25 protein-coding genes are annotated in these 25545 nt (G+C 73.4%); 17 read left to right on the forward strand and 8 right to left on the reverse strand.

The genetic code is table 11. The annotated features are described in order from the left end of the window. Positions 1-151: 151 nt before the first annotated feature. The 4 genes from ACY34I_RS04805 to ACY34I_RS04820 all read left to right on the forward strand — a co-directional run bounded on the left by ACY34I_RS04805 (position 152) and on the right by ACY34I_RS04820 (position 3366). A complete protein-coding gene (locus ACY34I_RS04805) occupies positions 152-1072 on the forward strand; it encodes an LLM class flavin-dependent oxidoreductase (RefSeq protein ID WP_462752813.1) in 921 nt (306 codons plus the stop codon). Positions 1073-1171: 99 nt separating this feature from the next. After that, positions 1172-1942, forward strand: a complete 771-nt coding sequence (locus ACY34I_RS04810; protein ID WP_462752815.1) for an aminoglycoside adenylyltransferase domain-containing protein — start codon at positions 1172-1174, stop codon at positions 1940-1942. A 91-nt stretch (positions 1943-2033) separates the two neighbouring features. After that, complete coding sequence (locus ACY34I_RS04815; RefSeq protein WP_462752817.1) at positions 2034-2570, forward strand: VOC family protein; 537 nt, start codon at positions 2034-2036, stop codon at positions 2568-2570. Then, positions 2509-3366 carry a MerR family transcriptional regulator gene (locus ACY34I_RS04820; RefSeq protein ID WP_462752819.1) on the forward strand — a complete coding sequence of 286 codons (858 nt, stop codon included), beginning with the start codon at positions 2509-2511 and terminating at the stop codon, positions 3364-3366. Before ACY34I_RS04815 ends, ACY34I_RS04820 begins: the two co-directional genes overlap by 62 nt. Before the next feature lie 71 nt (positions 3367-3437). On the opposite strand, the gene ACY34I_RS04825 is transcribed toward ACY34I_RS04820, so the two are convergent. Next, positions 3438-3677 (reverse strand): winged helix-turn-helix domain-containing protein, encoded by a 240-nt coding sequence (locus tag ACY34I_RS04825; RefSeq protein WP_462752821.1) that lies wholly within the window; start codon positions 3675-3677, stop codon positions 3438-3440. Between the two features lie 335 nt (positions 3678-4012). On the opposite strand from ACY34I_RS04825, the gene ACY34I_RS04830 reads away from it, so the two are divergent. The 5 genes from ACY34I_RS04830 (at position 4013) to ACY34I_RS04850 (ending at position 6962) form a co-directional block, all read left to right on the forward strand. After that, positions 4013-4351, forward strand: a complete 339-nt coding sequence (locus ACY34I_RS04830; protein WP_462752823.1) for a hypothetical protein — start codon at positions 4013-4015, stop codon at positions 4349-4351. A 2-nt stretch (positions 4352-4353) separates the two neighbouring features. Continuing rightward, positions 4354-4614 (forward strand): hypothetical protein, encoded by a 261-nt coding sequence (locus ACY34I_RS04835; protein WP_148794700.1) that lies wholly within the window; start codon positions 4354-4356, stop codon positions 4612-4614. Then, positions 4611-4886, forward strand: coding sequence for a hypothetical protein (locus ACY34I_RS04840; RefSeq protein ID WP_462752825.1), 276 nt, complete (start codon positions 4611-4613; stop codon positions 4884-4886). The genes ACY34I_RS04835 and ACY34I_RS04840 overlap by 4 nt, the downstream gene beginning before the upstream one ends. A gap of 97 nt (positions 4887-4983) precedes the next feature. Further along, complete coding sequence (locus tag ACY34I_RS04845) at positions 4984-5985, forward strand: aldo/keto reductase (protein WP_462752827.1); 1002 nt, start codon at positions 4984-4986, stop codon at positions 5983-5985. Positions 5986-6062: 77 nt separating this feature from the next. Further along, positions 6063-6962 (forward strand): TIGR01777 family oxidoreductase, encoded by a 900-nt coding sequence (locus tag ACY34I_RS04850; protein ID WP_462752829.1) that lies wholly within the window; start codon positions 6063-6065, stop codon positions 6960-6962. Positions 6963-6992: 30 nt separating this feature from the next. Here ACY34I_RS04850 and ACY34I_RS04855 read toward each other — a convergent pair whose 3' ends face one another. Further along, positions 6993-8195, reverse strand: coding sequence for an extracellular catalytic domain type 1 short-chain-length polyhydroxyalkanoate depolymerase (locus tag ACY34I_RS04855; RefSeq protein ID WP_462752831.1), 1203 nt, complete (start codon positions 8193-8195; stop codon positions 6993-6995). A gap of 195 nt (positions 8196-8390) precedes the next feature. Between ACY34I_RS04855 and ACY34I_RS04860 the strand changes: the two genes are divergently transcribed. The 4 genes from ACY34I_RS04860 to nadE are packed head-to-tail and all read left to right on the forward strand — an operon-like array spanning position 8391 to position 12229. Continuing rightward, entirely contained in the window at positions 8391-10208 is a 1818-nt protein-coding gene (locus ACY34I_RS04860) for a DUF2079 domain-containing protein (RefSeq protein ID WP_462752833.1), read from the forward strand. Between the two features lie 52 nt (positions 10209-10260). Then, positions 10261-10908, forward strand: a complete 648-nt coding sequence (gene lipB / locus ACY34I_RS04865; protein ID WP_462752835.1) for a lipoyl(octanoyl) transferase LipB — start codon at positions 10261-10263, stop codon at positions 10906-10908. 4 nt (positions 10909-10912) lie between these two features. Next, entirely contained in the window at positions 10913-11305 is a 393-nt protein-coding gene (locus ACY34I_RS04870) for a VOC family protein (protein ID WP_462752837.1), read from the forward strand. 48 nt (positions 11306-11353) lie between these two features. Continuing rightward, positions 11354-12229, forward strand: coding sequence for an ammonia-dependent NAD(+) synthetase (gene nadE / locus ACY34I_RS04875; RefSeq protein ID WP_462752839.1), 876 nt, complete (start codon positions 11354-11356; stop codon positions 12227-12229). On the opposite strand, the gene ACY34I_RS04880 is transcribed toward nadE, so the two are convergent. Together ACY34I_RS04880 and aspS are read right to left on the reverse strand one after the other, a co-directional pair. Then, positions 12210-13226, reverse strand: a complete 1017-nt coding sequence (locus ACY34I_RS04880) for an FUSC family protein (RefSeq protein ID WP_462752841.1) — start codon at positions 13224-13226, stop codon at positions 12210-12212. The genes nadE and ACY34I_RS04880 overlap by 20 nt on opposite strands. A 91-nt stretch (positions 13227-13317) precedes the next feature. After that, positions 13318-14604, reverse strand: coding sequence for an aspartate--tRNA(Asn) ligase (aspS, locus tag ACY34I_RS04885; protein WP_462752843.1), 1287 nt, complete (start codon positions 14602-14604; stop codon positions 13318-13320). 356 nt (positions 14605-14960) lie between these two features. Here aspS and lipA point away from each other — a divergent pair, with 356 nt between their 5' ends. Next, on the forward strand, positions 14961-16007 hold the full coding sequence (gene lipA, locus ACY34I_RS04890) for a lipoyl synthase (RefSeq protein WP_187413367.1): 1047 nt from the start codon (positions 14961-14963) through the stop codon (positions 16005-16007). Positions 16008-16127: 120 nt separating this feature from the next. Then, a complete protein-coding gene (locus ACY34I_RS04895; protein WP_462752845.1) occupies positions 16128-18116 on the forward strand; it encodes a DUF423 domain-containing protein in 1989 nt (662 codons plus the stop codon). A gap of 56 nt (positions 18117-18172) precedes the next feature. On the opposite strand, the gene ACY34I_RS04900 is transcribed toward ACY34I_RS04895, so the two are convergent. The 3 genes from ACY34I_RS04900 to ACY34I_RS04910 form a co-directional block, all read right to left on the reverse strand. Then, positions 18173-18943 carry a hypothetical protein gene (locus tag ACY34I_RS04900; RefSeq protein ID WP_462752847.1) on the reverse strand — a complete coding sequence of 257 codons (771 nt, stop codon included), beginning with the start codon at positions 18941-18943 and terminating at the stop codon, positions 18173-18175. Positions 18944-19051: 108 nt separating this feature from the next. Then, positions 19052-22276 carry a helix-turn-helix transcriptional regulator gene (locus ACY34I_RS04905; protein ID WP_462752849.1) on the reverse strand — a complete coding sequence of 1075 codons (3225 nt, stop codon included), beginning with the start codon at positions 22274-22276 and terminating at the stop codon, positions 19052-19054. Next, complete coding sequence (locus ACY34I_RS04910; protein ID WP_187413366.1) at positions 22273-22443, reverse strand: hypothetical protein; 171 nt, start codon at positions 22441-22443, stop codon at positions 22273-22275. Before ACY34I_RS04910 ends, ACY34I_RS04905 begins: the two co-directional genes overlap by 4 nt. Before the next feature lie 212 nt (positions 22444-22655). On the opposite strand from ACY34I_RS04910, the gene ACY34I_RS04915 reads away from it, so the two are divergent. Beyond that, positions 22656-23345, forward strand: coding sequence for a DUF4191 domain-containing protein (locus tag ACY34I_RS04915; protein ID WP_462752851.1), 690 nt, complete (start codon positions 22656-22658; stop codon positions 23343-23345). 66 nt (positions 23346-23411) lie between these two features. On the opposite strand, the gene ACY34I_RS04920 is transcribed toward ACY34I_RS04915, so the two are convergent. Then, a complete protein-coding gene (locus tag ACY34I_RS04920) occupies positions 23412-23810 on the reverse strand; it encodes an RDD family protein (protein ID WP_187413365.1) in 399 nt (132 codons plus the stop codon). 301 nt (positions 23811-24111) lie between these two features. Here ACY34I_RS04920 and glnA point away from each other — a divergent pair, with 301 nt between their 5' ends. Continuing rightward, positions 24112-25536, forward strand: a complete 1425-nt coding sequence (gene glnA / locus ACY34I_RS04925) for a type I glutamate--ammonia ligase (RefSeq protein WP_148794674.1) — start codon at positions 24112-24114, stop codon at positions 25534-25536. Positions 25537-25545: the final 9 nt, after the last annotated feature.

Consider the following 25545-nt stretch of genomic DNA (forward strand, 5'->3'; position numbering starts at 1 on the left):
TCCACTTCTCGCCGCTGCGCTCGGCCCAACGAGCTGAGCAGCGCCAAGATCCGCCTCCACCGATGAGGGCGGCGGACGGCGCTTTCGCCTGTCGGCAGAATCGGCGGCTCCGAACTGGCCAGCGCGCCCGCCACCGCACCATGCTGGGCCGATGGTGACCTTCTCCGTCCAGGCCCGACCGACCGACGCCGCGAGCTGGCTCGACCTGGCCCGCCGGGCCGAGGCGGCCGGCTTCGACGCCCTGTTCGCCGCCGACCACCCGGGGCACGGCGCGTCGCCGTTCGTGGCGCTCGCCGCCGCGGCGGCGGTGACCTCGACGCTCGGCCTCGGCTCGTACGTCTCCAACGCCGGGGTCCGCGAGCCGATCCTGCTCGCCACCGACGTGGCCACCCTCGACGTGGTCTCCGGCGGGCGGGCCCGGCTCGGCGTCGGCGCCGGCCACACCCCGGCCGAGTGGCGGGCCGTCGGCCGCGAGCGCCCCGACGTGCCCGGCCGGGTCCGCCGCTGCATCGCCGTCGCCGAGGCCGTACGCGACCTGCTGGCCGGCAAGGAGGTCACCGTGGACACGCCGGAGCTGGTCGCCCACGCCGCCCGGCTCACCGAGCTCAAGCCCGTGCAGGACCGGGTCCCGCTCACCATCGGTACGGGCAACTCGACGCTGCTGCGCTGGGCCGGCGCGCACGCCGACGTGGTGGGCCTGATCGGCGCCGGCCGTACCCTGCCCGACGGGCACACGCACGAGGTGCGGTGGCGGGCCGACCAGATCGAGGCCCAACTCGCCCACGTGGCGACCGGTGCCGCCGGCCGTGATGCGCCGCCCGTGCTGGAGGCGCTGGTCCAGCAGGTCACCGTGACCGACGACGCCGAGGCCGCCGCCGCGCGGTTCGCCGAGCACGCCAACCTCACCACCGCCGAGCTGCTCGCCACGCCGTTCGTCCTGATCGGCACGGCCGAGGAGATCGTCGCGGCGATCGCGCACCACCGGCGCCGCTGGGGAATCACCCGCTACGTGGTACGCGCCGACGCCGTCGACGCCCTGGCCCCATTCCTCCCCCGCCTGGCGGCGCTGTAGCACTCCGTCACACAACTCCACCTCCCCGATGTGGTGGCGTCCCTTCGCGCGGACACCGCCACATCGGCGTTCTGGTGTGGCGGGTGCTACGAATACCGGATGGCGCGCGTTGACGAGGGCTTGGCCGGGGCGGAGGAACTGGCCGGGTTCGTCGTGGACGTCGTCGGCTCGGCGGTCCGATCGGTGATCCTGCACGGATCGCTGGCGGCGGGCGGCTTCCGTCCCGGCCGCAGCGACATCGACCTGCTCGTCGTCGTCGACGGCGGACTCTCCGACCCGCAACTCGACGCCCTGGCGGACCGGGTGCGCCAGGCTGACCTCGGCAGCGCGGCCGGCATCGACCTGCACGTGGTGACCACCGAGGTGGCCGGCGCGCCGACGCCGACGCCGCCGCTGGAGCTGCACGTCGGCCGGTACGACGGCTCGTCCATCGGGTTCGAGGTCGACCGCCGGGTGCCCGCCGCCCCCGACCTACCGGCCGAACTGTCGATGGCGCGCGCCGACGGGCACGCCCTCCGCGGCGCTCCGCCATGCGAGGTGCTCGCGCCGGTGCCCGACGAGTGGCTCCACGAGCGCGGCCGGTACTGGCTGACGACCTGGCGGTCGCGCACCGACGACGCGGAAGACGCCGCGCTCATGGTCCTCACGGCCTGCCGGATCTGGCGCTTCGCGGTCGAGGGCCGGCACTGCGCCAAGGCCGAGGCCGCCGGGTGGGCATTCGACCGGGACCCGTCGCTGACCGCGGTCCGGCAGGCGCTTCATCAGTACGAGGTGGATCCGGCGGCGGCGATCGACGAGGCCGGCATCGCCCAGGTGCTCGACACCGTGCTGCGCGAAACCGCCCGGCACGGTGAACACGCCCTCGGTTAGTAGCTGAGGCCCTTGGTCGCATCGTTGGGGTAGGGCGAGATTTTCGGGCCGGCTTGACTCTCACGCTGCGTGAGGCTGGAGGGTGGGGTGCATGAGTGACTACTACGACGCGTTTGAGATGAGTCCCGTGCCCGCTCCCGGCCCGGATGCGGTTCCGCCGGAGCCGTTCCGCGGCATCTATGGAATGCCCGCGTTCGTGACGATCCCCACGAGCGATTTGGCAGCGTCGGTGGACTTCTGGATTCGTGGGCTCGGGTTCTTCGAGCTGTTCAGCATCCCCGGCAGGCTTGTGCATCTGCGCCGGTGGGCGTTCCAGGACGTACTCCTCGTGTCGGCGGAGAGCGTTCCGGAGCAGGCACCAGCGATGAGCTTCAGTTTCGCGTGCGTGCTCAGCCAGGTCGATTCGATTGTCGAGGCCTGTCGTGCGGTGCGCCCGAACTCGGTCGATGGTCCACGGGATACGCTCTGGAACACCCGCGATGTGGAGGTGATCACCCCCGAGAACGCACGGATCGTGTTCACTGCGGCGAAGCCCTTTGATCCGGCCAGCCAGGAGGCGCGGAACCTTGAAGCCGTCGGGATCACCCCACCGGGCGCCGGTCGCGGCGACAACGAGGAGCAGGCCTGATGCCACTGACGCCGATGGCCTGACCGTCGGTCAGGTCTCGGCGCGGCTGGGCGTGACAGTCCGCGCGCTGCACCACTGGGATGAGATCGGTCTGGCGCGACCGTCGCTGCGCACGGCTGCCGGATACCGGCGCTACACCGCTGGTGACCTGGAACGCCTACAGCGCATCGTCGTCTACCGTGAGATCGGTCTCGGCCTGGACAGGATTCGGGCCATCTTGGACGACTCGACCGCAGACGTGCCCGGCGCACTGCGCGCGCAGCGCACCCAGGTTGCGGAACGGATCGACCGCCTCCAGCAGCTCAGCGCCGGACTGGATCGGATGATCGACGCCCACGAGCGCGGCCTGCTGCTGACCATCGAGCAGCAGGCCGCGATCTTCGGCCCCGGGTGGAACCCGGACTGGCCCGCCCAAGCGCGTCAGCGCTACGGAAACACGACGCAATGGCGGCAGTACGCCGAACGCTCAGCCTCTCGCGGTCCGGAGGAATGGCAGGCCATCGCCGACTCCGTTGCCGGCTTCGACCGCGCCCTCGGGGATGCGATGGACGCCGGCGTCACACCTGGTAGCCCAGAAGCGAATCAACTCGTCGAGTGGCACCGTGACGTTTTTGCTTCATACTTTCCCCTCACCAGGCAGATGCAGGTCTGTCTCGGCCGCATGTTTGAGGCCGATCCGGCATGGGCTGCCCACTACGACGGCATCCGCGCCGGCCTGGCCACGTGGTTCCGCCGAATCATCGACGCCAGCGCGCGCGGCCACGGCATCGACCCCGACACCGCGACCTGGCAGTAGAGCGCGGGCGGTCCAGTTCCTGGGGGGTCACCCGGGCGAACCACAGGGTCATGCCCATGAATCCACCGCTCTCAGCTGTCGGGCGCGGTCGGCAACTGCTCGGCGACGAACACGCCGACGCCGTGCACACCCTCCACCCAGCCCTGCGTTTGAAGCACGAGAATCGCCTGTCGCACGACGGTTTGCGACACGCGGTGCTCTTCCTTGAGCTGCGCGGTCGATGGCAGCTTCTCCCCCGGCGCAAGCTCACCCGACTCGATCCGCTCACGGAGGTAGTCGGCAAGCTGCGCCCACTTCGCCTTGGCGGGCATTCACACTCCCAGGTCTGCACCGCCATTCGACCATGAACTACCAGCCACAACAAGCAAGGCGAAGTTCGTCCTTGCTTTGTACAACATGCTGTGCAAAGCTCTCGATGACCGGCTCCCAGGTCTGCAACCACGAGCTGGTCACCCCGTAGGACCACCCGGCCGGTTACTCCCCCGGTAGTCGGCCGGGTGCCACCCCCTGCCCGCCGCAGGTCACGGCGGGCGCGTGAGCAGGCCCGGGGCGGGTGCCGGGCTCCGGCCAACCATGCGCGCGCACGGCCGACCCCGCCCGTCTCGGTGCCGCATTTCGGCGAGAGAGGCGGAACAGCGTGCGGACAGTGGCCAAACCGGTGGACGCGATGGAGAAGGTGCTCGGCGAGTTGCCGATGCCGTGGGTGGTCACGGTGGAGGACGTCCGGCTCGCCATCCGGGCGGTGCTGGTGCACGCGCCCGAGGAGTGGCCCACCGGGCCGCTCTGTCGCAGCGACCGGACCCCGTACCCCTGCCTGCTGCAGCGGTGGGGACGGCGGGTGCTGCGCTCGCGCGGCCTACCGGACGACTGTTCCGGGTCGCGGCGCGGCGTCAGACGCGCCGAGCCGGAATGGTCGCGCGACGTGACCGACGAGCTGACGACCCGTGGCGAGCTGCTGATCCGCGTACCCGATGGGGGGCGCTGACGATGTGGCCGCGACGGAACGCGGCGCCGGTGCCGCTCGCGCCCCGGCACCGACGGACCTGGCGGCGCGGGCGGCGCTGGTGCTCGTGCGGCCTGCGCTGGACCGCCTGCCCGGACCGGCACGCGCCGATCCCCACCGAGCCGCCCGCACCGCCGCCGAACAGCCGGTGGTGGGACGAGGCGACCCGGGCGAACCCGCAGGTCGGGCGGGCCGGTTGGCTGACCCCGGCGCAGACCTGGCGGGCCAACGGCGGCCGGTGGTGAGCAAGGCCCACCTGCCGATCCGGCCGCTGTGGCTCTGCCGGGCCTGCGCCGCGCCCTGGCCGTGCGCGATCGCCCGGCTCACCCTGCTCCGCGAGTACGTCGACGACCGGGTGGCGCTGCTGGTCTACCTGGGCGGGATGCTGCACGACGCGGCCGGCGAGCTGCACCTCCTGCACCCGCAGGACGGGCCGGAGCCGAGCCAGCTCTACGCCCGCTTCCTCGGCTGGGCAGTTGGCTCTCGCCGCGATCCATTCACGTCATCAAGTTCGTAGCGGTCGAACAGTTCACTCCGCCTTCGTCCGGAGGGACGACGGGAGGTGCAGCGCATCCCTTGACCTCGAGAGCGCTCGAAGTCGAACACTGGACCGCATGACGATGACACGGACACTCGGCCGCAGCGGCATCGAGGTCAGCGCGGTCGGCATGGGGTGCTGGGCGATCGGCGGGCCACTGTGGGGCGACGGCGGGCAGCCGTTCGGCTGGGGCGAGGTCGACGACGACGAGTCGGTCCGCACCATCCACCGGGCGCTCGACCTGGGCGTCACCCTCTTCGACACGGCCAGCAACTACGGGGCCGGCCACAGCGAGCGGATCCTCGGCCGCGCCCTCGCCGGGCGGCGCGACCGCGCCGTGATCGCCACCAAGTTCGGCAACCGCTCCGACGAGACCAGTCGGCGGTGGATCGGCACCGACGCCAGCCCGGCGCACGCGGTGGCCAGCCTGGACGGGTCGCTGCGCCGGCTCGGCACCGACCACGTCGACCTCTACCAGTTGCACATCAACGACCTGCCGGCGTCCGCCGCGCTCGACCTGGTCGACACCCTGGAGGGCCTGGTCACCCAGGGCAAGATCCGGGCGTACGGCTGGAGCACCGACAACCCGTCGTCGGCCGGCGCCTTCGCCGAGGCGGGGCCGCACTGCACCGCAATTCAGCACGACGAGTCGGTGCTCCACGACAACCCCGACATGCTGGCGGTCTGCGACGCGCTCGACCTGGCCAGCCTCAACCGGGGCCCGCTCGCGATGGGCCTGCTCACCGGCTCCACCCGGGCCGTGGGCCGGGACGATGTGCGCGGGGTGGCCCCGGAGTGGCTGGTCTGGTTCACCGACGGCCGCCCGGCGCCGGAGTGGTCCGCCCGGGTCGCGCAGATCCGGGAGGCGCTGACCGCCGACGGCCGTACGCTCGCCCAGGGCGCGCTGGGCTGGCTGCTGGCCCGCAGTCCGCGGACGGTGCCCATTCCGGGTTGCCGGACGGTGTCCCAGGCGGAGGAGAACTTCGCCACGCTGGCGCTCGGCCCGCTGCCCGCCGAGGCGTTCGCCGAGGTGGAGCGGCACCTGGCCGACCTGCGTACGGTGGCCGCCGCACGCTGACTCCGGGCGGCGGGACCGGCGAGTGACGCATCTCGCTCAACGCATCCGGCGCGGGGTGCGTAGCCGAAGATATGAGCATGCGGATCCTCATGGCCGGGGTGTCCGGCTTCCTCGGCACCCGACTGGTCGACCGGCTGACGGCGGACGGACACCAGATCACCCGTCTGGTCCGCCGCCCGCCGCGCAGGCCCGACGAGCGGCAGTGGGATCCGTCCGCCGCGCAACTCGACCCGGCGGTGATCGCCGCCGCCGACGCGGTGGTCAACCTGGCCGGCGCTGGGGTGGGCGACAAGCGCTGGAACGAGGATTACAAGCGGCTGATCCGGTCCAGCCGGGTGGACACCACCACCACGCTGGCCATCACCATCGCCGGCCTGGCCGCCGCCGACCGGCCCGCGACGATGCTGAACGCGTCGGCGGTCGGCTGGTACGGCAACACCGGCGACCGGGTGGTGGAGGAGGACTCCCCCGCCGGCGAGGGCTTCCTGGCCGACGTCTGCCGCGTCTGGGAGGCCGCGACCCGGCCGGCCGAGGACGCCGGCGTACGGGTGGTGCGGCTGCGCACCGGCCTGCCGCTGCACCGCGACGGCGGCATGCTCAAACCGCAGCTGCTGCCGTTCCGGCTCGGCGTCGGCGGGAAGCTGGGCAGCGGCCGGCAGTGGCTGCCCTGGATCTCGCTGCGGGACTGGCTGGACGCCGTGACCTTCCTGCTGGCCCGCGACGACGTCGCCGGCCCGGTCAACGTGGTGGGCCCCAACCCGGTCACCAACGCCGATTTCGCCCGGGAGCTGGCCCGCCAGCTGCACCGACCGGCGATCATGCCGGTCCCGGCGCTGGCCCTGAAGATCGCCCTAGGCGGCTTCGCCCACGAGGCCCTCACCAGCGCCCGAGTGCTGCCCGGCGTCCTCCCCCGGGCCGGCTTCACCTGGACGCACCCCCACCTGCCCGCCGCCCTGCACGCCGCCCTCACCGAGTGAGCCGGCGAGGGCGGCGGAGCGGCAGTCAGGTCAGCAGCCGATGACCCAGTAGTTGGGGCCGGTCTGCTTGAGGGTGGTCGTGTAGAAGGTGTTGTAGAGGCCCATCCGCTGGTTGCTGCCCAGGGCGTACGCGTAGCCGCCGGACTGGTACGCCCGGCCGGCGCTCACGTGCGCGTAGTTGCTCGCGGTGACGCAGACCGGCGACGCCGTCGGGGTGGGCGACGGGGACGCGGTCGGTGTCGGGCTGGGCGTCACCCCGCCGTCGAGGCCGAAGAAGAGCGCGTCCCGGTACGTCGAGCAGATGGTGTCCAGGAAGTACGCGGCGGCGGTCCCGCACTGGTCGGTGGCCGACCCCGGGTCGACCGGCGTGCCGTGGCCCATCCCGGAGACCCGGTAGAGCCGGACCTGGTCGCTGCCGTACGCCTCCAGGCTGGTGCCGCCGGGCAGGGTGGCGGTGCTGGTCGGGGTCTGCGACACCCCGAGCACGTTGGTCCACTGGTCCCGGGACTCGACGGCGTTCGCCACCGCGACCGTGTAGTCGCCGGTCCCGTGCCAGATCGCCACCCGCGGTCGCTTCCCGGCGTAGCCGGGGTAGGCGTTGCGGACCAGGTCACCCCACTGGGCCGGGGTCTTGTCGACGCCCGGGTTCATGCAGGAGTACGCGCTGGTGCTGCTGGTGGCGCAGCGGTAGGGCAGGCCGGCGATGACGGAGCCGGCGGCGAAGACGTCCGGGTAGGTGGCGAGCATGACCGCGCTCATCGCCCCGCCGGCGGACAGGCCGCTCACGTACACCCGGGCGGCGTCGGTGCCGTAGTTCGCCTTCGCGTAGTCGACCATCTGCTTGATCGACAGGGCCTCGCCCTGGCCGCGCGCGGTGTCCCCGGTCTCGAACCAGTTGAAGCAGGTACTGGAGTTGTTGGCGGACGGCTGCTGCGGCACGATCAGCGCGAACTTCCACAGGTCGGCGTACTTCTGCCAACCGGAGTTGGCGAAGTAGCCGGCGGCGTTCTGGGTGCAGCCGTGCAGCAGCACCACGGCTGGCGCGTTGGCCGGCAGGCCGTCCGGGCGGTACGCGTACATGGCGAGGTTGCCCGGGTTGGAGCCGAAGCCGGTGACCTGGGTGAGCGTGGCGGCCTGGGCGGGGAGGGCGGCGGTGAGCGCCGCCGCGGCGGCCAGCACGATCCCGGCCGCCGCCCCGGCGAGGCGGGTGAGGATGGATGAGGAGCGGCGCACGGCGACCTCCCGACGGCGGATTGTGAAGTGAGTCACGCTGAAGTTGCCGCGACGCTACGTCCCGGTTTCCCGGCCCGACATGGCCGCCGCTCACACATTCACCGAGATCGAAGTGTGTCGCCGGGGACGGCGGAAGAGGTCCCGAGGTTTCGTGTCTGACCGGCGTGTCCAGATCCGGTTGGTAACGTCCGCTGCGTGCCGACCTCCCCGTCCCCGGTCACCGACCGGTCGCCCGCGCCCGCCAATCGGACCTGGCGCGCCGACCTGGTCGTGGTGCTCGCCGCGGTGGCCCTGGCGTTCTGGGTGACCAGCGGCATGTGGCGGGACCCGAACACCCGCGCCATCACCGTCAACTCCAGTGACCAGGCGCTCTTCGAGTGGCTGCTGGCCTTCGGCGGGCACACCGTCACCCACGGGGAGAACCCGTTCTTCACTGACCTGATCAACGTGCCCGACGGGGTCAACCTCGCGGTCAACACCTCGATCACCGTGTACGCGGTGCTCTTCGCGCCGCTGACGTACCTGATCGGACCGCCCGCGACGTTCCTGGTGATCCTCACCCTCAACCTCGCCGCCACCGGGGTGGCCTGGTACTGGCTGCTCAGCCGGCACCTGGTGGGCAGTCGGCTGGCCGCTGCCGTGGGTGCCCTCTTCATCGCCTACTGCCCGGCGATGGTGTCGCACGCCAACGCGCACCTGAACTGGACCGCGGGGTGGCTGGTGCCGCTGCTGGTCTGGGGCGTGTTCCGGCTCCGCCGCCCCGGCCGGGCGGTCCGCGGCGGGATCGTGCTCGGCCTGCTGGTGGCGGTCGCCTTCTCGATCGCCGCCGAGGGGCTCTTCTTCACCGCCCTGGCCCTCGCCCTCTTCCTGCTGGTGTGGGCGCTGCACCCGGCCCGCCGGGCCGAGGCCCGTGCCGCGCTGCCCCGCTTCGCGGCCGGGCTCGGGGTGACCGCGCTGGTGGCCGGGGCGCTGCTGGCGTACCCGCTGTGGCTGCACTTCGTCGGGCCGCAGCGCTTCCACGGCACCGGCTTCGACCCGCACATCCACTCCGAGGACATCGCCGCGTACGGGTCGTACCCGCGCCGGTCCCTGGCCGGCTGGGCCGGCCTGGGCACCTCGCTGGCGCCGAACCCCACCGAGGAGAACTCGTTCTTCGGCATCCCGCTGCTGCTGCTCGCGGTGGCCTGCTTCGCCTTTCTGTGGCGGCGCGCCGCCCGGACGTTCCGGGCCACCCTCACCGCGCTCGGCGTCACCGCGGTGGTCTTCGCGGTGCTCTCCTGGGGGCCGACGGCCAAGTGGAACGGCCACCGGACCGGTCAACTCCTCCCGTTCGGGGTGCTGGACAACCTGCCGGTGATCAACGCGGCGCTGCCCTCCCGGCTGGCGCTGGTGGTCGCGCCGGTGATCGGGCTGCTGCTGGCGTACACGGTCGACCGGCTCCGCGCCCGGCCGGCCCGGCACCGCGCCACGTCGGCGGCCTGGGCGCTCGGCTTCGCCGTCGCGCTGGTGCCGCTGCTGCCCACCCCGCTGCTGACCAGCGTTAGGGAGCCGGTCCCGATCTTCATCACCAGCGGCACCTGGCAGCGGTACGTCTCCCCCGGCGGGGTGCTCACCCCGCTGCCGCTGACTATCGACGTCACCCCGGACGGCCAGCGCTGGCAGGCGTACGCCCTGGCGCACGGGCAGGGCGAGTTCCGCATCCCGGCCGGCTTCTTCCTCGGCCCCGGCGGGCCCGGCGGCCGGGGACGGATCGGGCCGGTGCCGCGCACCTTCGACTCGTTGATGGACCAGGCCGGGCGGACCGGGCTCGTGCCGATCATCACCGAGGGCAGCATCCGGCAGTCCCGGGCCGACCTGCGCTACTGGCACGTCGAGACGGTGATCATGGCCGACCGGGTGCACGGCGCCAAGTACGACGTCGACGAGGAGGCGGTACGCCGCACCGCCACCGCCCTGCTCGGCCCGCCGCAGCGGGTGGACGACGTCTGGCTGTGGCGGGTCCCGCCGGCCTGACGCGACGAGCGTCACGGCGCTCACCCGAGGGTGTCGGGATTAGGCTGGGCGGGTGAGCGTGACAACTTCCGGGCTGACCCCCGTCCGTGCCGGTGTGCTCGACTACCAGGCCGCCTGGGACGAGCAGCGCCGGCTGCACGAGGCCGTGGTGGCCGGCGAGCAGGGCGACACCGTGCTGCTGCTGGAGCACCCCAGCGTCTACACCGCGGGCAAGCGGACCGAGCCGTGGGACCGGCCGATGGACGGCACCCCGGTGATCGACGTGGACCGCGGCGGCAAGATCACCTGGCACGGGCCGGGGCAGCTGGTTGGCTACCCGATCATCAAGCTGCCCGACCCGGTGGACGTGGTGGCGTACGTCCGGCGCACCGAGCAGATGCTGATCGACGTCTGCGCCGAGTTCGGGCTGACCGCCGGCCGGGTCGAGGGGCGCAGCGGCGTCTGGGTGCCCGAGGACGACCGTGGCCCGGCCCGCAAGGTGGCCGCGATCGGCATCCGGGTGGCCCGGGGCGTGACCCTGCACGGCTTCGCGATCAACTGCGACTGCGACCTGACGTACTACGACCGGATCGTGCCCTGCGGCATCCGGGACGCCGGGACCACCTCGCTCACCGCCGAGCTGGGCCGCCCGGTCACCGTCGCCGACATGCTCCCGGTGGTCGAGCGCCACCTGCCGACCCTGGTCCGGGTCGAGGGCTGACCGGGTGCGGATCGATCTCGTCACCCTGGTCGTCGCCGAGTACGACCCGGCGATCATCTTCTTCACCGAGGTGCTCGGCTTCGAGCTGGTCGAGGACAAGCCGTCGCTGACCAACGACGGCCGGCCGAAGCGCTGGGTGGTGGTCCGCCCGCCCGGCGGCGGGACCGGGCTGCTGCTGGCCCGCGCCGACGGCGAGCGGCAGGAGGCCGTGGTCGGCGACCAGACCGCCGGCCGGGTCGGCTTCTTCCTCCAGGTCGACGACTTCGACGCCGCCTACCGCCGGATGCGCGAGGCGAACGTGGAGTTCGTCAAGCCGCCCCGCACCGAGCCGTACGGCCGGGTTGCCGTCTTCCGCGACCTGGAGGGCAACCCCTGGGATCTCCTCGGCCCCGCCTGAACTCGGCCCCCGCCCGAACTCGCCCCGCCTGACCGGGAAAGGACCCCGTTGACCGACCTGATGCCGGCCCAGCAGTGGATCGCCGAGGAACTCCAGGTGGCGTCGACCTTCGACGCCGCCGACGAGATCGAGCGCCGCGTCGTCTTCCTCGCCGACCGCCTGATCGACACGGGGCTGACGGCGCTGGTCCTCGGCATCAGCGGCGGGGTGGACTCCACCACCGCCGGGCGGCTCTGCCAGCTGGCCGTCGAGCGGGCTCGCGACGCTGGGCACCCGGCGGTCTTCGTGGCGATGCGCCTGCCGTACGGGGTGCAGGCCGACGAGCACCACGCCCAGGCGGCGCTGGCGTTCATCCGGCCCGACCGGGTGCTCACGGTCGACGTCAGGCCGGCCAGCGACGCCGCCCTGGACGCGCTGGTGGCGGGCGGGCTCACCTTCACCGACGCGGCCCAGCAGGACTTCGTGCACGGCAACGTCAAGGCCCGGCAGCGCATGATCGCCCAGTACGCGGTGGCCGGGGCGATGGGCGGCCTGGTCGTCGGCACCGACCACGCGGCCGAGGCGGTCACCGGCTTCTTCACCAAGCACGGCGACGGGGCGGCGGACGTGGTGCCGCTGACCGGGCTGACCAAGCGCCGGGTCCGCGCGCTCGCCCGGGCGCTCGGCGCCCCGACCGAACTGGTCGGCAAGGCGCCCACCGCCGACCTGGAGAGCCTCGCCCCGGGCAAGCTCGACGAGGACGCGCTCGGCCTGACGTACGAGCAGATCGACGACTACCTGGAGGGCCGGCCGGTCCCGGCGGAGGTGGCGGAGGCCTTGGTGGCCCGCTACCGGGCCACCGAGCACAAGCGCGGCCTCCCGATCGCACCCCCGCAGCCGGTGGGCCGGGAGGCGGACGACCGGGTCACCGCCCAGCAGGGCTGATCCGCCTGCGCAACCACGGTTCGCCGAGCACGATCAGGCCGCCGATGACGGCGCCGATCGCCGTCTCCACGCCTCGGTCGAAGAGCAACTGCCCGGTCGGCCGGGCCACCGCGAGCTGCCCCATCAGCAGCGCCATCGGGGTGATGAACAGCAGCGCCAAGCCGTAGTTGCGGCCGACCAGCAGCTCGGTGACGATCTGCAGCGCCGCCACCACGAGCACGGTGGCGTACGCGGACAGGTGCGGCGCCAGCAGCAGCGCGCTGGTCACCAGCCCGAGCAGCGTGCCGAGGATCCGGTGCGCGGCCCGGACGAGCTGGGCGGTGACGCCCTGGACGCTCAGCGGGGCGACCGCCGCCACCATCGCCCAGTACGGGTGGCCGATCCCGACGGCGGTCGCCGTGCCGCCGGCCAGCAGCACGGCGAGGGCGTAGCGCACCGGCGCCCACGTCCACACGTGCGCCAGCCGGACCGGCCGGCTGCGCTGCCGCCGCAGGAGGCTGCCCACGTTCCCGACCAGCAGCGCGAACAGGCTGCTCAGCCCGGCCACGGCCGCCGCGACCGGCACGTCCGAGACCCGGTGCGGGACCGAGGCGACCGCACCGAACGCGAACACGAGGAACAGGGGCCCCGGCGGGTGCCAGTCCTGCGCGGCGGCGAGCACCGCACCCAGCGCCGTGACGGCCGCGGTGACCGGCACCGCGGTCCACGCCCGCGACTCCAGCGACCCGACCAGCACCCCGAGGATGATCGCCCCGGTGAGCGTCGCCCCGGCGCTCGCCTGCATCGCCGCCCGGGACAGGTGCACGTGGTTACGCCCGTACAGCGAGGTGAACGCCCCGAAGACCGCGTACACCGACCAGCCGGGGTGGCCGAGCGCGAGCACCGTGAGCAGCGGGACCAGCACGCTGATCCCGGCGCGCAGCGCGACCCGGTGGGCGCCCCGGGCCGGGCGGACGTGCAGCACGCCCCGCAACGTCGCCCGTACGTGGTCGGCCATCCCGCTCCTCCGCCTGTCCGTCCTTCATACCGGCTGGACAGGAGGGGCCCCTTGTTAACAGACGGGTGTTAACAAGGGGCCCGCCTTTCCCTCAGGGGGTGAGCCGGTGCAGGTCGCGGGGGAAGGCGGTCACCTCCCGCACGTTTGCCGCGCCGGTCAGCCGGGCCACGAAGCGTTCCAGGCCGATCGCGAATCCGCCGTGCGGCGGCATGCCGTGCCGGAACGCGTCCACGTAGCCGGCGTACGGCTCGACCGGCTCGCCCCGGGCGGCGAGGGCGGCCAGGTAGTCCTCGTACCGGTGCAGCCGCTGCCCGCCGGTGACCAGCTCCATGCCCCGGAACAGCAGGTCGAAGCCGTTGGAATAGGCCGGCCGGGCCGTGTCCGGATGGGTGTAGAAGGGCCGCTTCGCCATCGGGTACCCGGTGACGAAGAGGAAGTCCGAGCCGTGCTCCCGGCGGGCCCACTCCCCTAGCGCCCGCTCGTGCGCCGGGGCGAGGTCCGGCTCGTCGGCCGGCGCCCCGGCGATCGCCAGCGCCTCGGTGAAGTGCACGGCGGGGATCTCGGCCGGCACCTCGGGCGCCGCCACCCCGAGCGCGGCGAGGGCACCGCCCGCCCGGTCGGCGACCGCCCCCAGCATCCCGGCGAGGGTGGCCCGCAGCACCGCCATCACGTCCCGGTGGTCGGCGACGAAGCCCAGCTCGACGTCGAGCGAGGTGTACTGGGCCAGGTGCCGGACGGTGTCGTGCGGCTCGGCCCGGAACACCGGGCCCACCTCGTACACCCGCTCGAAGACGCCGACCATGAGCTGCTTGTAGAACTGCGGCGACTGGGCCAGGTAGGCGGGCCGGCCGAACCAGTCCAGCGCGAACACGTTCGCCCCGCTCTCGGTGGACGACGCGACCACCTTCGGGGTGTGGATCTCCACGAAGCCGCTGGCGTCCAGGGCGGCCCGGAAGCCGGCCACCGCCGCCGCCGAGATCCGCAGCGCCCCGGCGCGGGTCGGGTGGCGCAGCGCGGTCGGCGCGTGGTCCAGCTGGGTGGGCAGGGTGGCGGTGAGCGCCGGCCGGTACAGGTCGAACGGCGGCGGCACGGCGGGCGGGCCGAGCGGCCGTACCGCCGGCGCGGTGAGCTCGACCCCGGCGGGGGCCGTGGCGTTCGCGACCACCGTGCCGACGACCTCGACGACGGTCTCCTCGGTGAGCTTTTCGACGGCGGCGCGCACGGCCGGGTCGGTGACCACCACCTGGGCCAGACCCGTGGCGTCGCGGACGATCAGGAAGGCCACCGACTTGAGCAGCCGGCGGCGGTGCACCCAGCCGGCGATCCGGACGGACTCGCCGACATGGTGGGTGAGCTGGGCGGAAAGGATGCGTTGCACGGCGGTTACCTCCTCGATCAATCGCAACGCGATCCCCGGGAGGTGTGGGCGAGCGGGATCCTCGCGGTGCCACCACACCTTCGCCCTCCGCCTCGGCGGAGGGCCTCGTTCGTCGCCTTTTCACCGGGGCCAGCCGGGCGGGTTCTACTGGGCGCGGACGCCGTTCTTCCCGCAGCTCGGGAGGGTCTTCACGCGCCGGCGCCAGACCGCCTTCCAGCAACCGGCGGCTCTCTGCGCTGGCGGGTCGGCGCGCTACTCGGCTCCGTCGCAGCTTTGCCCGGCAGGCTAGCACCCTTCGGCGGCCCGTATGACGACGCTTTTCCGCCTTCGGTGTCCGGTGTCACAACATCTGGGGCGTGACGCCCGTCGCCCGAGGTCCATCGACGACCGCCGTCGGGCGTACGCTCGGCCTTGTGACGATCGAGCACTCCGCGCCGACGACTGAGCAGGCCGCGCGTACCGCAACCGTCGCCCCCGAGGGGCGGCGCATGCTGCGGATCGAGGCGCGCAACGCCGAGACGCCGATCGAGCGCAAGCCGCCGTGGATCAAGGTCAAGGCCAAGATGGGGCCGGAGTACACCCAGCTGCGCGGGCTGGTCTCGCGCGAGGGGCTGCACACCGTCTGCCAGGAGGCCGGCTGTCCCAACATCTACGAGTGCTGGGAGGACCGGGAGGCCACCTTCCTCATCGGTGGCGACCAGTGCACCCGGCGCTGCGACTTCTGCCAGATCGACACCGGCAAGCCGGCCGAGTTCGACGCCGACGAGCCGCGCCGGGTCGCCGAGTCGGTGGCCGCGATGGGCCTGCGCTACGCGACCATCACCGGCGTCGCTCGCGACGACCTGCCCGACGGCGGCGCCTGGCTCTACGCCGAGACGGTCCGGCAGATCCACGCCCTTCAGTCCGGGTGCGGCGTCGAGCTGCTGATCCCCGACTTCAACGCGGTGCCGGAGCAGCTCGCCGAGGTCTTCGGGTCGCGGCCCGAGGTGCTGGCGCACAACGTGGAGACCGTGCCGCGGATCTTCAAGCGGATCCGGCCGGCGTTCCGCTACGAGCGTTCCCTCGACGTGATCCGCCAGGCCCGCGCCGCCGGCCTGGTCACCAAGAGCAACCTGATCCTCGGCATGGGCGAGGAGCGGGCCGAGGTGTCCCAGGCACTGCGCGACCTGCACGAGGCCGGCTGCGAGCTGATCACCATCACGCAGTACCTGCGCCCCTCCCCCCGGCACCACCCGGTCACCCGCTGGGTCAAGCCGGAGGAGTTCGTCGAGCTGCGCGAGGAGGCCGAGGAGATCGGCTTCGCCGGCGTGATGAGCGGCCCGCTGGTCCGTTCGTCGTACCGGGCCGGGCGGCTCTACCAGCAGGCGCTCGCCGCCCGTGAGGGAGTCCCCGCCGCCGGCTGAGGCCGGCTGCGGCCCGGGCCGCGTGCCGAGCCCAGGCTGGGCCGCCGGCCGCGTGCCCAGGCCAGGCCGCCGGCCGCGTCACCCGCCGCCGGCCGCCGCCCGGATGCCATGATCGCAGGCATGACCGCCGAGGTACGCCAGGAGCCACGCGAGGCCGCCTGCCCGCGTACGCCCTGGAGTCACCGGCTGCCCGTGCTGCTCGCCCTGCTCGTCGGGGTGGCCGGGGTCGGCTACCGGCTGGCGCTGCTGCTCGCCGACGCCCCACCCACCAACAGCGACGAGGCGACGATGGGGCTGGCCGCCCTGCACATCGCCCGCGGGCAGGACTTCCCGGTCTGGTTCTACGGGCAGGCGTACATGGGGACGTTGGAGGCGTACCTGGCCGCGCCGCTGGTCGCCCTCGCCGGGCCGTCGGTGCTCGTGCTGCGGCTGCCCACCATCGCGCTGTACGCGCTCTTCCTCGCTCTGTCCTGGCGGCTCACCCGCCGGCTCGGCGGGGACCGCTGGTTCGCCCTGCTGGTCGTCGGCTTCCTCGCGCTCGGCTCGGACCGGCTGATCAAGAACCAGCTCATCGCCGGGGGCGGCTACCCCGAACTGAACCCCGCCGGGGTGGCGCTCGCCCTGCTCACCGTGGGGCTGTGCGCCGGAGCCTCGGGGCGGTGCACCAGCGGGTCGGGGCGGCCGACGTCCAGCCGCGTCGCGCCCCCGGGCCCGGACGAACGCGCCGTCGACGCCGATCCCAGCCGGCTGCGGGCCGGGGCGCGGCTGCTCCGGTGGGCGGCCTGGGGGCTGGTGTCCGGGCTGATGCTCTGGGTCGACCCGCTGCTGCTGCCGTACGTCCTCGGGACCGGCGCGGTGCTGGTAGCCCGGCGGCGGCGGGAACTGGCCGGCCGGGCCGGGCTGGTGGTGGTCGCCGCGCTGCTGCTCGGCGCGGCGCCGATGCTGCTGGACAGCCTCCGGCACGGCCGCAACCCGCTCGCCGCGGTCCTGGCCGCCGGCGGCGGGGACGCGGCGGCGGGCTGGGGCGAGCGGCTGTACGGCGGCCTGGTGCTCGGGCCGCCGCTGGGCATGGGTTTCTGCTCGCCGAGCCACTGCGCCGGCTGGCAGCTCTGGTGGGCCGTCGCGTTCCCGCTTCTGCTGCTGCTCGCGGCACTGGTCGCCTGGCGCACCCTCCGCACGTCGACGCCGCCCGCCCCCGCGTCGCCGTCCACCGCGCCGCCGGCGGTGCCGCGCCGGTCACCGGGTGGTCTTCCCGACGACGCAGGAACTGGAACGCCTGCGGGCGGGGCGATCGGAGATCTTGGACACTTACCGTTCGGACAGGACGGACAGTGCCCAAGATCCGGCCAGCTCGCGGGCGGGGACGACCGGTGGGTGTCGGCGGCGGTGCGACTGGCGCTGCTGGCCGGGGCGGCGGCGGTGCTGCTCGCGTACACGGTGAGCAGCGCGGCTGGGCAGACCCCGGTGGAGAGCGCCCGTTACCTCTCCTGCCTGGCGGTCGCCACGCCCGCCCTGCTCTGGCCGCTGTGGCAGGCCGCGCGGCGCGCCAGCCTCCTCGCGCCGCGCCGGGTCGGCGATCTGGCGGTGTCCGGGTGGGCCGGACACCACCACCTCGCCGATGTGGAGTTCACCAGCGCCGAGCCGGCCGGCGAACGTGCGCCGGCCGAGGGTGGTAGGCGGGCCCGGGTGGCGGCCCTGGCGGCGGTCGCCGTGCTGGCCGCGATCCTCGCCACGGCGGGGGTCGCCACCGCCGGGTCGATCGCCAGGGTGCCGGCCGTCCACGCCGAGGCCGATCGGCACCGCGCGCTCGTGGACACCCTCGACGAGCTGGGCGTACGGCATGTGCGCGGCGGCTACTGGACCTGCAACCGGCTCACCTTCGCCACTGGCGAGGACGTGGTCTGCGCGGTGGTCGACGACGAGTTGCGCCCGGGCTTCGACCGGCTGCCCGCGTACCGCCGGGCGGTGGCAGCCGATCCGGGCGCGGCCTGGGTCGCGCCGGTCGGCTCGCCGCTGGCCGCCCGGCTGGACCAGCGGCTCGGCCCCGACCCGGGTGCGCTCGACGTGGTCACCGTCGCCGGCTGGCGGGTTTACCTACCCCGCCCGTGACGTTCCTCAGCGCCTTCCGTGGCAATGCTGTGTGCCCTGCGAGCAGGCGCGGGGCGTCACTTGTCGTAGTAGAAGTCGGCGGCCTCCCCGGCCTTTGCCGGCGCCTTGATCTTCAGTGCTGTCCCGTGCCCACTCATCGTGGTGGTCAGGGTCAGCTTCGGGCCCTCGCTGGGAGCGAGTTCCACCTTGATCGAGGTGACCCAACCCCGGTCGTCCGTCGTGATGGTGAACGGCGATAGCGGCATGCCGAGCGAGACGATGCTCGGTGCGCCCACCGGAAGGAACGGCTTGGCATCGTCCTCTCGCGGATCGAAGCGGCCGGTGTAGGTGTTCGGGCCGGCCCGGTACGCCGAGGTGATCGACGAGGTGAACGCCTTCAGGCCGGTCGGGTCGACCCAGTCGAAGCGCAGGAAGGGATCATCCCGCCGCACCCGCTTCAGGTCGACGTGCACCCAGTTCTTGTCGTCGGACGGCCGTACGTAGCTGTCGGTGCCGATCACGATCCGGCTGCCCGCCGAGGGGTACTTTCCGCCGGTCACCGCGATCGTCGACTGGAACCGCCGGGCCTTCGGGTCGAAGGCACCGGTGCCCGTGATCTTCTGCTGCTCGGGCAGGTCGCCGCGCACGGCGTACCGGTGGGAGACGCCCTGCGATCGCTGCAACGCCGCCACCAACTCGGCCCGGCTGTCGGGCGTCGGGGATGGCGCGGCAGTGCTGGCCTGGGCCGTCACCCCGGCCTGGGTGGGCTCCGGCGACGCGGTGCATCCAGCCGTGAGGAGCAGGATGCCGGCCAGACCCGCCGTGAACAGGGCCCTACGGTGTGTCATGGTGTGTTCCCCCGTGCTAGCCGACCGAAGGCCGGGACGAAGGCACGATAGCGAACTCGGAACACGTCGGACGCCCCGCGAATCTGCGGGCGCCCGTTCTCAGGTGGCTCAGGAGGAGGCGCTGGGCGGGCGCGGCTCGGGCGCGCTCACGGTCAGCAGGCCGAGGCGGTGGGCCAGCGCGGCTGCCTCCACCCGGTTGCTCACGTCCAGTTTGGCGATGATCCGGGACACGTGGACGCTGGCCGTCTTCGGCGAGATGAAGAGCCGCTCGGCGATCCGGCTGTTGCTGTGCCCCTCCGCGACCAGCCGCAGCACCTCCTGCTCGCGGCTGGTGAGCAGCTCCGGGCCGGGACGGCCGCCGCCGCGCAGCCCGACCCGGCGGGCCAGCACGGCGGCCTGCTCGCTCAGCGGCGTGGCGCCGAGCCGGGCGGCGATGTCGCCGGCCTCGCGTACCGCGGCGGCGACGGTGTCCCGCTCGCCGGCCGCAGCGGCCGCCTCGGCCAGGCCGAGCAGCGCCCGGCCCAGCGGATACGGCTGCCCGACCGCCCGCCACTCCGCCACCGTCGCGCGCCAGGCCAGCAGCGCCGCGGTGCCACCGCCGGCACCAGCACCAGCACCAGCACCAGCACCAGCACCAGCACCAGCACCAGCACCAGTCAGGATCGCGGTGACCTGGGCGGCGTGCGCCCGTTCCGCCGGGTAGCGGACGGGCAGGGCGGCGGCCACCGTGGACACCTCCTCGGCCAGGTCGGCGTCGCCGGCCAGCGCGGCGGCCCGGGCCACCGCGCTGAGCACCGGCCACCCCTCCCGGGGCAGGTCGACCAGGCGCTCGTCGGCCAGGGCCGCCCGGCTCGCCTCAACCGCCGCCGTCTTGTCGTCGGCCGCCAGGGCGGCCTCGATCCGCAGCTCGCGCAGCGGCAGCCGGTGACTCGGCCAGAGGTACGGCCGGGCCAGGAAGGCCAGCGCCCGCCCGACCAGCTCGTCGGCGGTGGGGTGAGCCCGGGCCAGCCGCAGCCCGGCGCGGAGCTGGAGCCAGTGCAGCCCGGAGACGCCCGGCGGGTCGATCCGGGCCGCCTCGGCGCAGGCCGCGTCGGCCTCGTCCCAGCGGCCCAGGGCGATCAGCGCCTCGGCCCGGTTCGAGAGCAGGTAGGCCCCGATGGAGCGGCTGATCCCGACCCGGCGCGCCTCGGCCACCCCGGCCACGGCCACCTCGGCCGATTCCTCGTAGCTGCCCAGCTCGTACAGCACGTCGGAGAGGTAGACCAGGGCGCTGACCAGCGCCGGCGCGTTGTCGGTCGCCCTGGCCCGGGCCTCCGCCTGGCGCAGCTCGGCCAGCCCGAGGTCGGGCGTCTGGTCGGTGCGACGGAGCATGGCGATCCGGGTGGGCAGCAGGACGAGGTCCGCGCCGACGGCCTCGGCGCCGGCCATCGCCTCGGCCGCCACCGAGGCGGCCTGTTCCGGATCGACCTTCATCAGGTGTGCCGCGATGTCGGCGAGCAGGCCCACCCGCTCCGGCCCGTCCGGCACCCCGACCGCCAACCGGTACGCCTCGCCCAGCTCGGCCGCACCGTCGCTCTTGCCGAGCAGCGCCAGCAGCCGGCCGCGCTGGTCGAGCAGGCGGGCCGCGCGCAGTGGCTCGGCGTAGGCGTCCACCTCGGCCAGCGCGGCCCGGGTGAGGGTGAGGGCCCGGCTGAGGTCGCCGGCCGTGGTGGCCGCGGCGAGGGTCTCCTCCAGCACCCGCAGGTGGTCCATGCCGAGGCGGTCGGCGGCGTCGGGCACCAGCTCCCACAGTTCGAGGACCCGTTCCAGCAGCCGGCTCTGCTCGGCGTAGGCGTAGCGGTCGGCGGCGGCGCAGGCGGCGACGCGGGCGGTGACCAGGGCGCGCGGGTGGTCGTGCGCCGCGTACCAGTGGTGGGCGATCTCGGCCGGGGCGCGACCGGCGGCCACCAGGTGCGGCTGCGCCTCGATCGCGGCGGCGTACCGGGCGTGCAGCCGGGCGTGCTCGCCGGGGAGCAGCTCGTCGTGGACGGCCTCGCGCACCAGGGCGTGCCGGAACTCGTAGTCGCCGTCCGGGTCGGCCACCACGAGCTGGGCGGCCACGGCGGCGCGCAGCGCGTCCTCCAGCTCGGGCTCGGGCAGGCCGGCGACCTCGGCGAGCAGTTGGTGGGCGAAGCGGGTGCCGCCGGCGGCGGCGATCCGCAGCACCCGCTGGGCCGGCTCGGGCAGCCGGTCCACCCGGGCCAGCAGCAGGTCGCGCAGGGTCTCCGGCAGCACGGCGCAGCCGACCGGGTCGCCGGCGGCGGCCAGCTCCTCGATGAAGAACGGGTTGCCCTGGGTACGCCGGTGCACGTCGTCGACGGCCCGCGGGGGCGGCTCGGTGCCGAGCAGGTCGGCCAGGATGGCGGCGGTGCCGTCCCGGTCGAGCCGGCTCAGCTCGACCCGGTCCACCCCGCGCGCCCGGTCCAGCTCGGCGAGGAACGGCCGCAGCGGGTGGCCACGGTGCAGCTCGTCGGTGCGGAAGGTGCAGACCAGCAGCAGGCGGGCGGCGCGGGCGGCCCGGACCAGGAAGGCGATCAGGTCCCGGGTGGATCGGTCGGCCCAGTGCAGGTCCTCGATCACCAGCACCAGCGGCCGTTCCTCGGCGATCCGCTGGAACAGATCGGCGACCAGGTCGAACAGGTAGCCGCGCGGGGTGTCCGAGACGGGCAGGCCGGTGGGCGCGGCGCCGCCGGCCGGCACCCGGGCCAGCTCGGGCAGCAGCCGGGCGAACTCCGCCTCGTACCCGGCGAAGGCGGCCGGGCCGTCGCGGCGCAGCACCTCGCGCAGCGCGGCGGCGAACGGCGCGAAGGGCAGGCCGGCCTCGCCCAGCTCCAGGCACTGGCCGATCAGCACCCGCGCCCCGGCGGCGCCGGCCTGGGCGCCGAATTCCTCGAGCAGCCGGGTCTTGCCCACGCCGGCCTCGCCACCGACCAGGACGGTGCTGGGCTCCCCCGCCCCGGCCCGGCCGAACGCGTCGCGCAGCCCGGTCAGCTCCGGCTGACGGCCGACGAGGACGGTGCTGGTGGCGCGTGCGGTCACGGCATCGAGCATGCCACGGCGCGCGCCGATACCCACCCGGCCGACCGGCCGGTCCGGGCGGTTGCCCGCAGGTCCGGCCGCCCCCGTGTCGGCCGGACCGGTGCCGCCCGGCGTTCCCCCGTCCGGGTCCCGGGTGGCGGCCGGCCCGGGTGCGGTCGGCACCGGGCCGGCCGGGGACGCCGCCGGGCCGGGCGTGGCGGTCGCGCCCCGGCCGGGGGCGATCGCCGGGACGGCCGGCGCGGCGAGGGTGGTCACCGGCGGCCGTCGACGGTACGGGCGGCCTGGTGCCGGCGGCTCAGCCAGCTGCGCGGGTGGCGGCGGGGCAGCGACCGGGCGAGCCGGTCGCGGGCCGCGTCGGCCTGGAGCTCGGCGGCGTGGCTGCGGTGGATGGTGAGCAGAAGCTCTGCGTCGTTGCCGAACATCTCGGTTTCCCCTGTCGTGCGATGTCGTTTCGCTGTCGACACCGACTTTCCGCGCGAAGGTGCCCCCGGGGCATGGGGTCGCCGCCTGATCTTCCGCGCCGCCCCCTCCTTACCGGGCCGCCTCAGGGGGCGTACGGCGGCGTAAGGTACTCAGCCGCGCCAGAGCCGGCCGGGCAGCAACGGCGGGTGCGGGGCCCACTAGACTCTGCGGCATGGCAAAGCCCCAGGAGAAGGTCTCGTTCGGCCAGCGGCTGAAGCAGATCGGGATGGTGTTTCGGTTCACCGCCAAGCAGGACCGGTGGTTCATGCCGCTGGTCGCCGCGGCGGTGCTGATCCCGCTCGCGCTCACCGTGGTCGCGGTCATTCTCTACGGCTGGCTCTGGCTGCCGATCGGCATCCTGCTCGCCCTGCTCGCCGTGCTGATCGTGCTCAACCTGCGGTCCAACACGGCGATGATGAGCGCCGCCGAGGGGCAGCCCGGCGCGGCGGCGCAGATCATGGAGAGCATGCGGGGCGACTGGCGGGTCACCCCGGCCGTCAGCTCCACCACCCAGATGGACATGGTCCACCTGGTGCTCGGCCGCCCCGGGGTGATCCTGCTGGCCGAGGGCAACCCGCAGCGCGTCCGCGGCCTGCTGGGCCAGGAGAAGCGCCGGCTGGCCAAGGTGATCGGCACCGCGCCGCTGCACGACTACGTGATCGGCCAGGGTGAGGACGAGCTGCCGATCCGCAAGCTGCGCACCACCCTGATGCGGCTGCCCCGCACCCTCTCCCCCAAGGACGTCAACGCCCTCGACAAGCGGCTCAAGGCGCTCACCGCCCGCCCGCAGATGCCCAAGGGCGCGATCCCCAAGAACATGCGGCCGCCGCGCGGCGCGTTCCGCCAGACCCGGGGTCGCTGACCCCCGTCGTACGCGAGAAGGAGCCGGACCCGCACGGGCCGGCTCCTTTCTCGTCGGGGCCCCGGATCAGCGGGGGGCGTTGACGATCACCGAGCCGGTGAGGCGGTCGTGCAGCCCGCGGCGGTGCTCGTCCATGATCACGGCGGGTACCACGAGGGCGAGCAGCACGCCGCGGAGCAGGGCCCGGAGCAGCCCGATCCGGCCGCCGTCGGCCCAGCCCAGGCAGCGGATCTTCGTGACGTACATGCCCGGGGTCTGAGCGAAGAGGCCGAGGAACAGGGCGTACTCCAGGACCAGCACCAGGACCGGGGCCCAAGGGTGCTGGACCGGGCCCCCGAAGAGGTTGGAGATCAGCAGGCAGAGCACCCAGTCGACGACCAGCGCGCCGAAGCGGCGGCCGAGGCTCGGGGGCGTGAAGGTCGGGTCCGCGGCGGGCGGCACCGGCGCGGCGGCGGTATCGGTCACAGCGGTCAAGGGTAGCCAGGTGCCGGGTCCGGGCCGGGACGGGCGCGGTGACCAGGGGTGTCGGTCACTGCCCGGGTACGCCGGTTCGGCGCGGAGTGACGAATCGGACCAAAGCCAACAATTAGCGCCACACCATCACAGCGAGTATCGTCCGAACGGAGACCGACCGGCACCTGAGCGGCCGAGATGACGCTCCGCGAGGGACGTAACACGGCGGAAACAGAGGAGACACGGCCGGGCAACTCCACGGCCATACCGTCGCCAGAAGCCAGCCACCGGAGTGGACCTGCCAGGAGGACGTGTGTTCGCCAATCCCGAGGAACTCCTGCGATACCTCAAGAACGAGGACGTGAAGTTCGTCGACGTACGTTTCTGTGACCTGCCCGGCGTGATGCAGCACTTCAACCTGCCGGTCGAGTCCGTCGACGACGCGCTCTTCACCGACGGCCTCGCGTTCGACGGTTCGTCGATCCGTGGCTTCCAGGCGATCCACGAGTCGGACATGCTCCTGCTCCCGGACGTCGCGACCGCCTTCATCGACCCGTTCCGCGCGCAGAAGACCCTCGCGCTGAACTTCTTCATCCACGACCCGTTCACCCGGGAGGCGTACAGCCGGGACCCGCGGAACGTGGCGAAGAAGGCCGAGGCGTACCTGGCGGCCAGCGGCATCGCCGACACCGCCTACTTCGGCGCCGAGGCGGAGTTCTACATCTTCGACTCGATCCGCCACGAGACCTCCGCGCACCGGTCGTTCTACTACATCGACTCCATCGAGGGCGCCTGGAACAGCGGCCGCGAGGAGGAGGGCGGCAACCGCGGCTACAAGACCGCGTACAAGGGCGGTTACTTCCCGGTGCCGCCGGTCGACCACTTCGCCGACCTGCGCGACAAGATCGTCCGCCGCCTGGTCGACAACGGCTTCGTCGTGGAGCGCTCGCACCACGAGGTGGGCACCGCCGGCCAGTCGGAGATCAACTACAAGTTCTCCACCCTGCTGCACGCCGCCGACCAGCTCCAGCTCTTCAAGTACATCGTGAAGAACGAGGTCTGGGCCAACGGCAGGACCGCCACCTTCATGCCGAAGCCGCTCTTCGGCGACAACGGCTCCGGCATGCACACCCACCAGAGCCTCTGGCTGAACGGCGAGCCGCTGTTCTACGACGAGACCGGCTACGCCGGCCTGTCCGACACCGCCCGCTGGTACATCGGCGGCCTGCTGCACCACGCGCCGTCGCTGCTGGCCTTCACCAACCCGACGGTCAACTCCTACCGCCGCCTGGTGCCGGGCTTCGAGGCGCCGGTCAACCTGGTCTACTCGCAGCGCAACCGCTCCGCCTGCACCCGCATCCCGGTCACCGGCAGCAACCCCAAGGCGAAGCGGGTCGAGTTCCGGGTGCCGGACCCGTCCAGCAACCCGTACCTGGCCTTCTCGGCGATGATGATGGCCGGCCTGGACGGCATCAAGAACAAGATCGAGCCGCCGGCGCCGATCGACAAGGACCTGTACGACCTGCCGCCGGAGGAGTGGGGCGACGTCAAGCAGGTGCCGGGCTCGCTGCCGGAGGTGCTCGACGCGCTCGAGGCCGACCACGACTACCTGCTCGACGGCGGCGTCTTCACGCCGGACCTGATCTCCACCTGGGTGGCGTGGAAGCGGGCCAACGAGGTCGACCCGGTGCGCCTGCGCCCGACCCCGCACGAGTTCGCCATGTACTTCGACTGCTGACCCGACGCT

This window comes from Micromonospora sp. RTBAU3-60 (genome assembly GCF_054963695.1).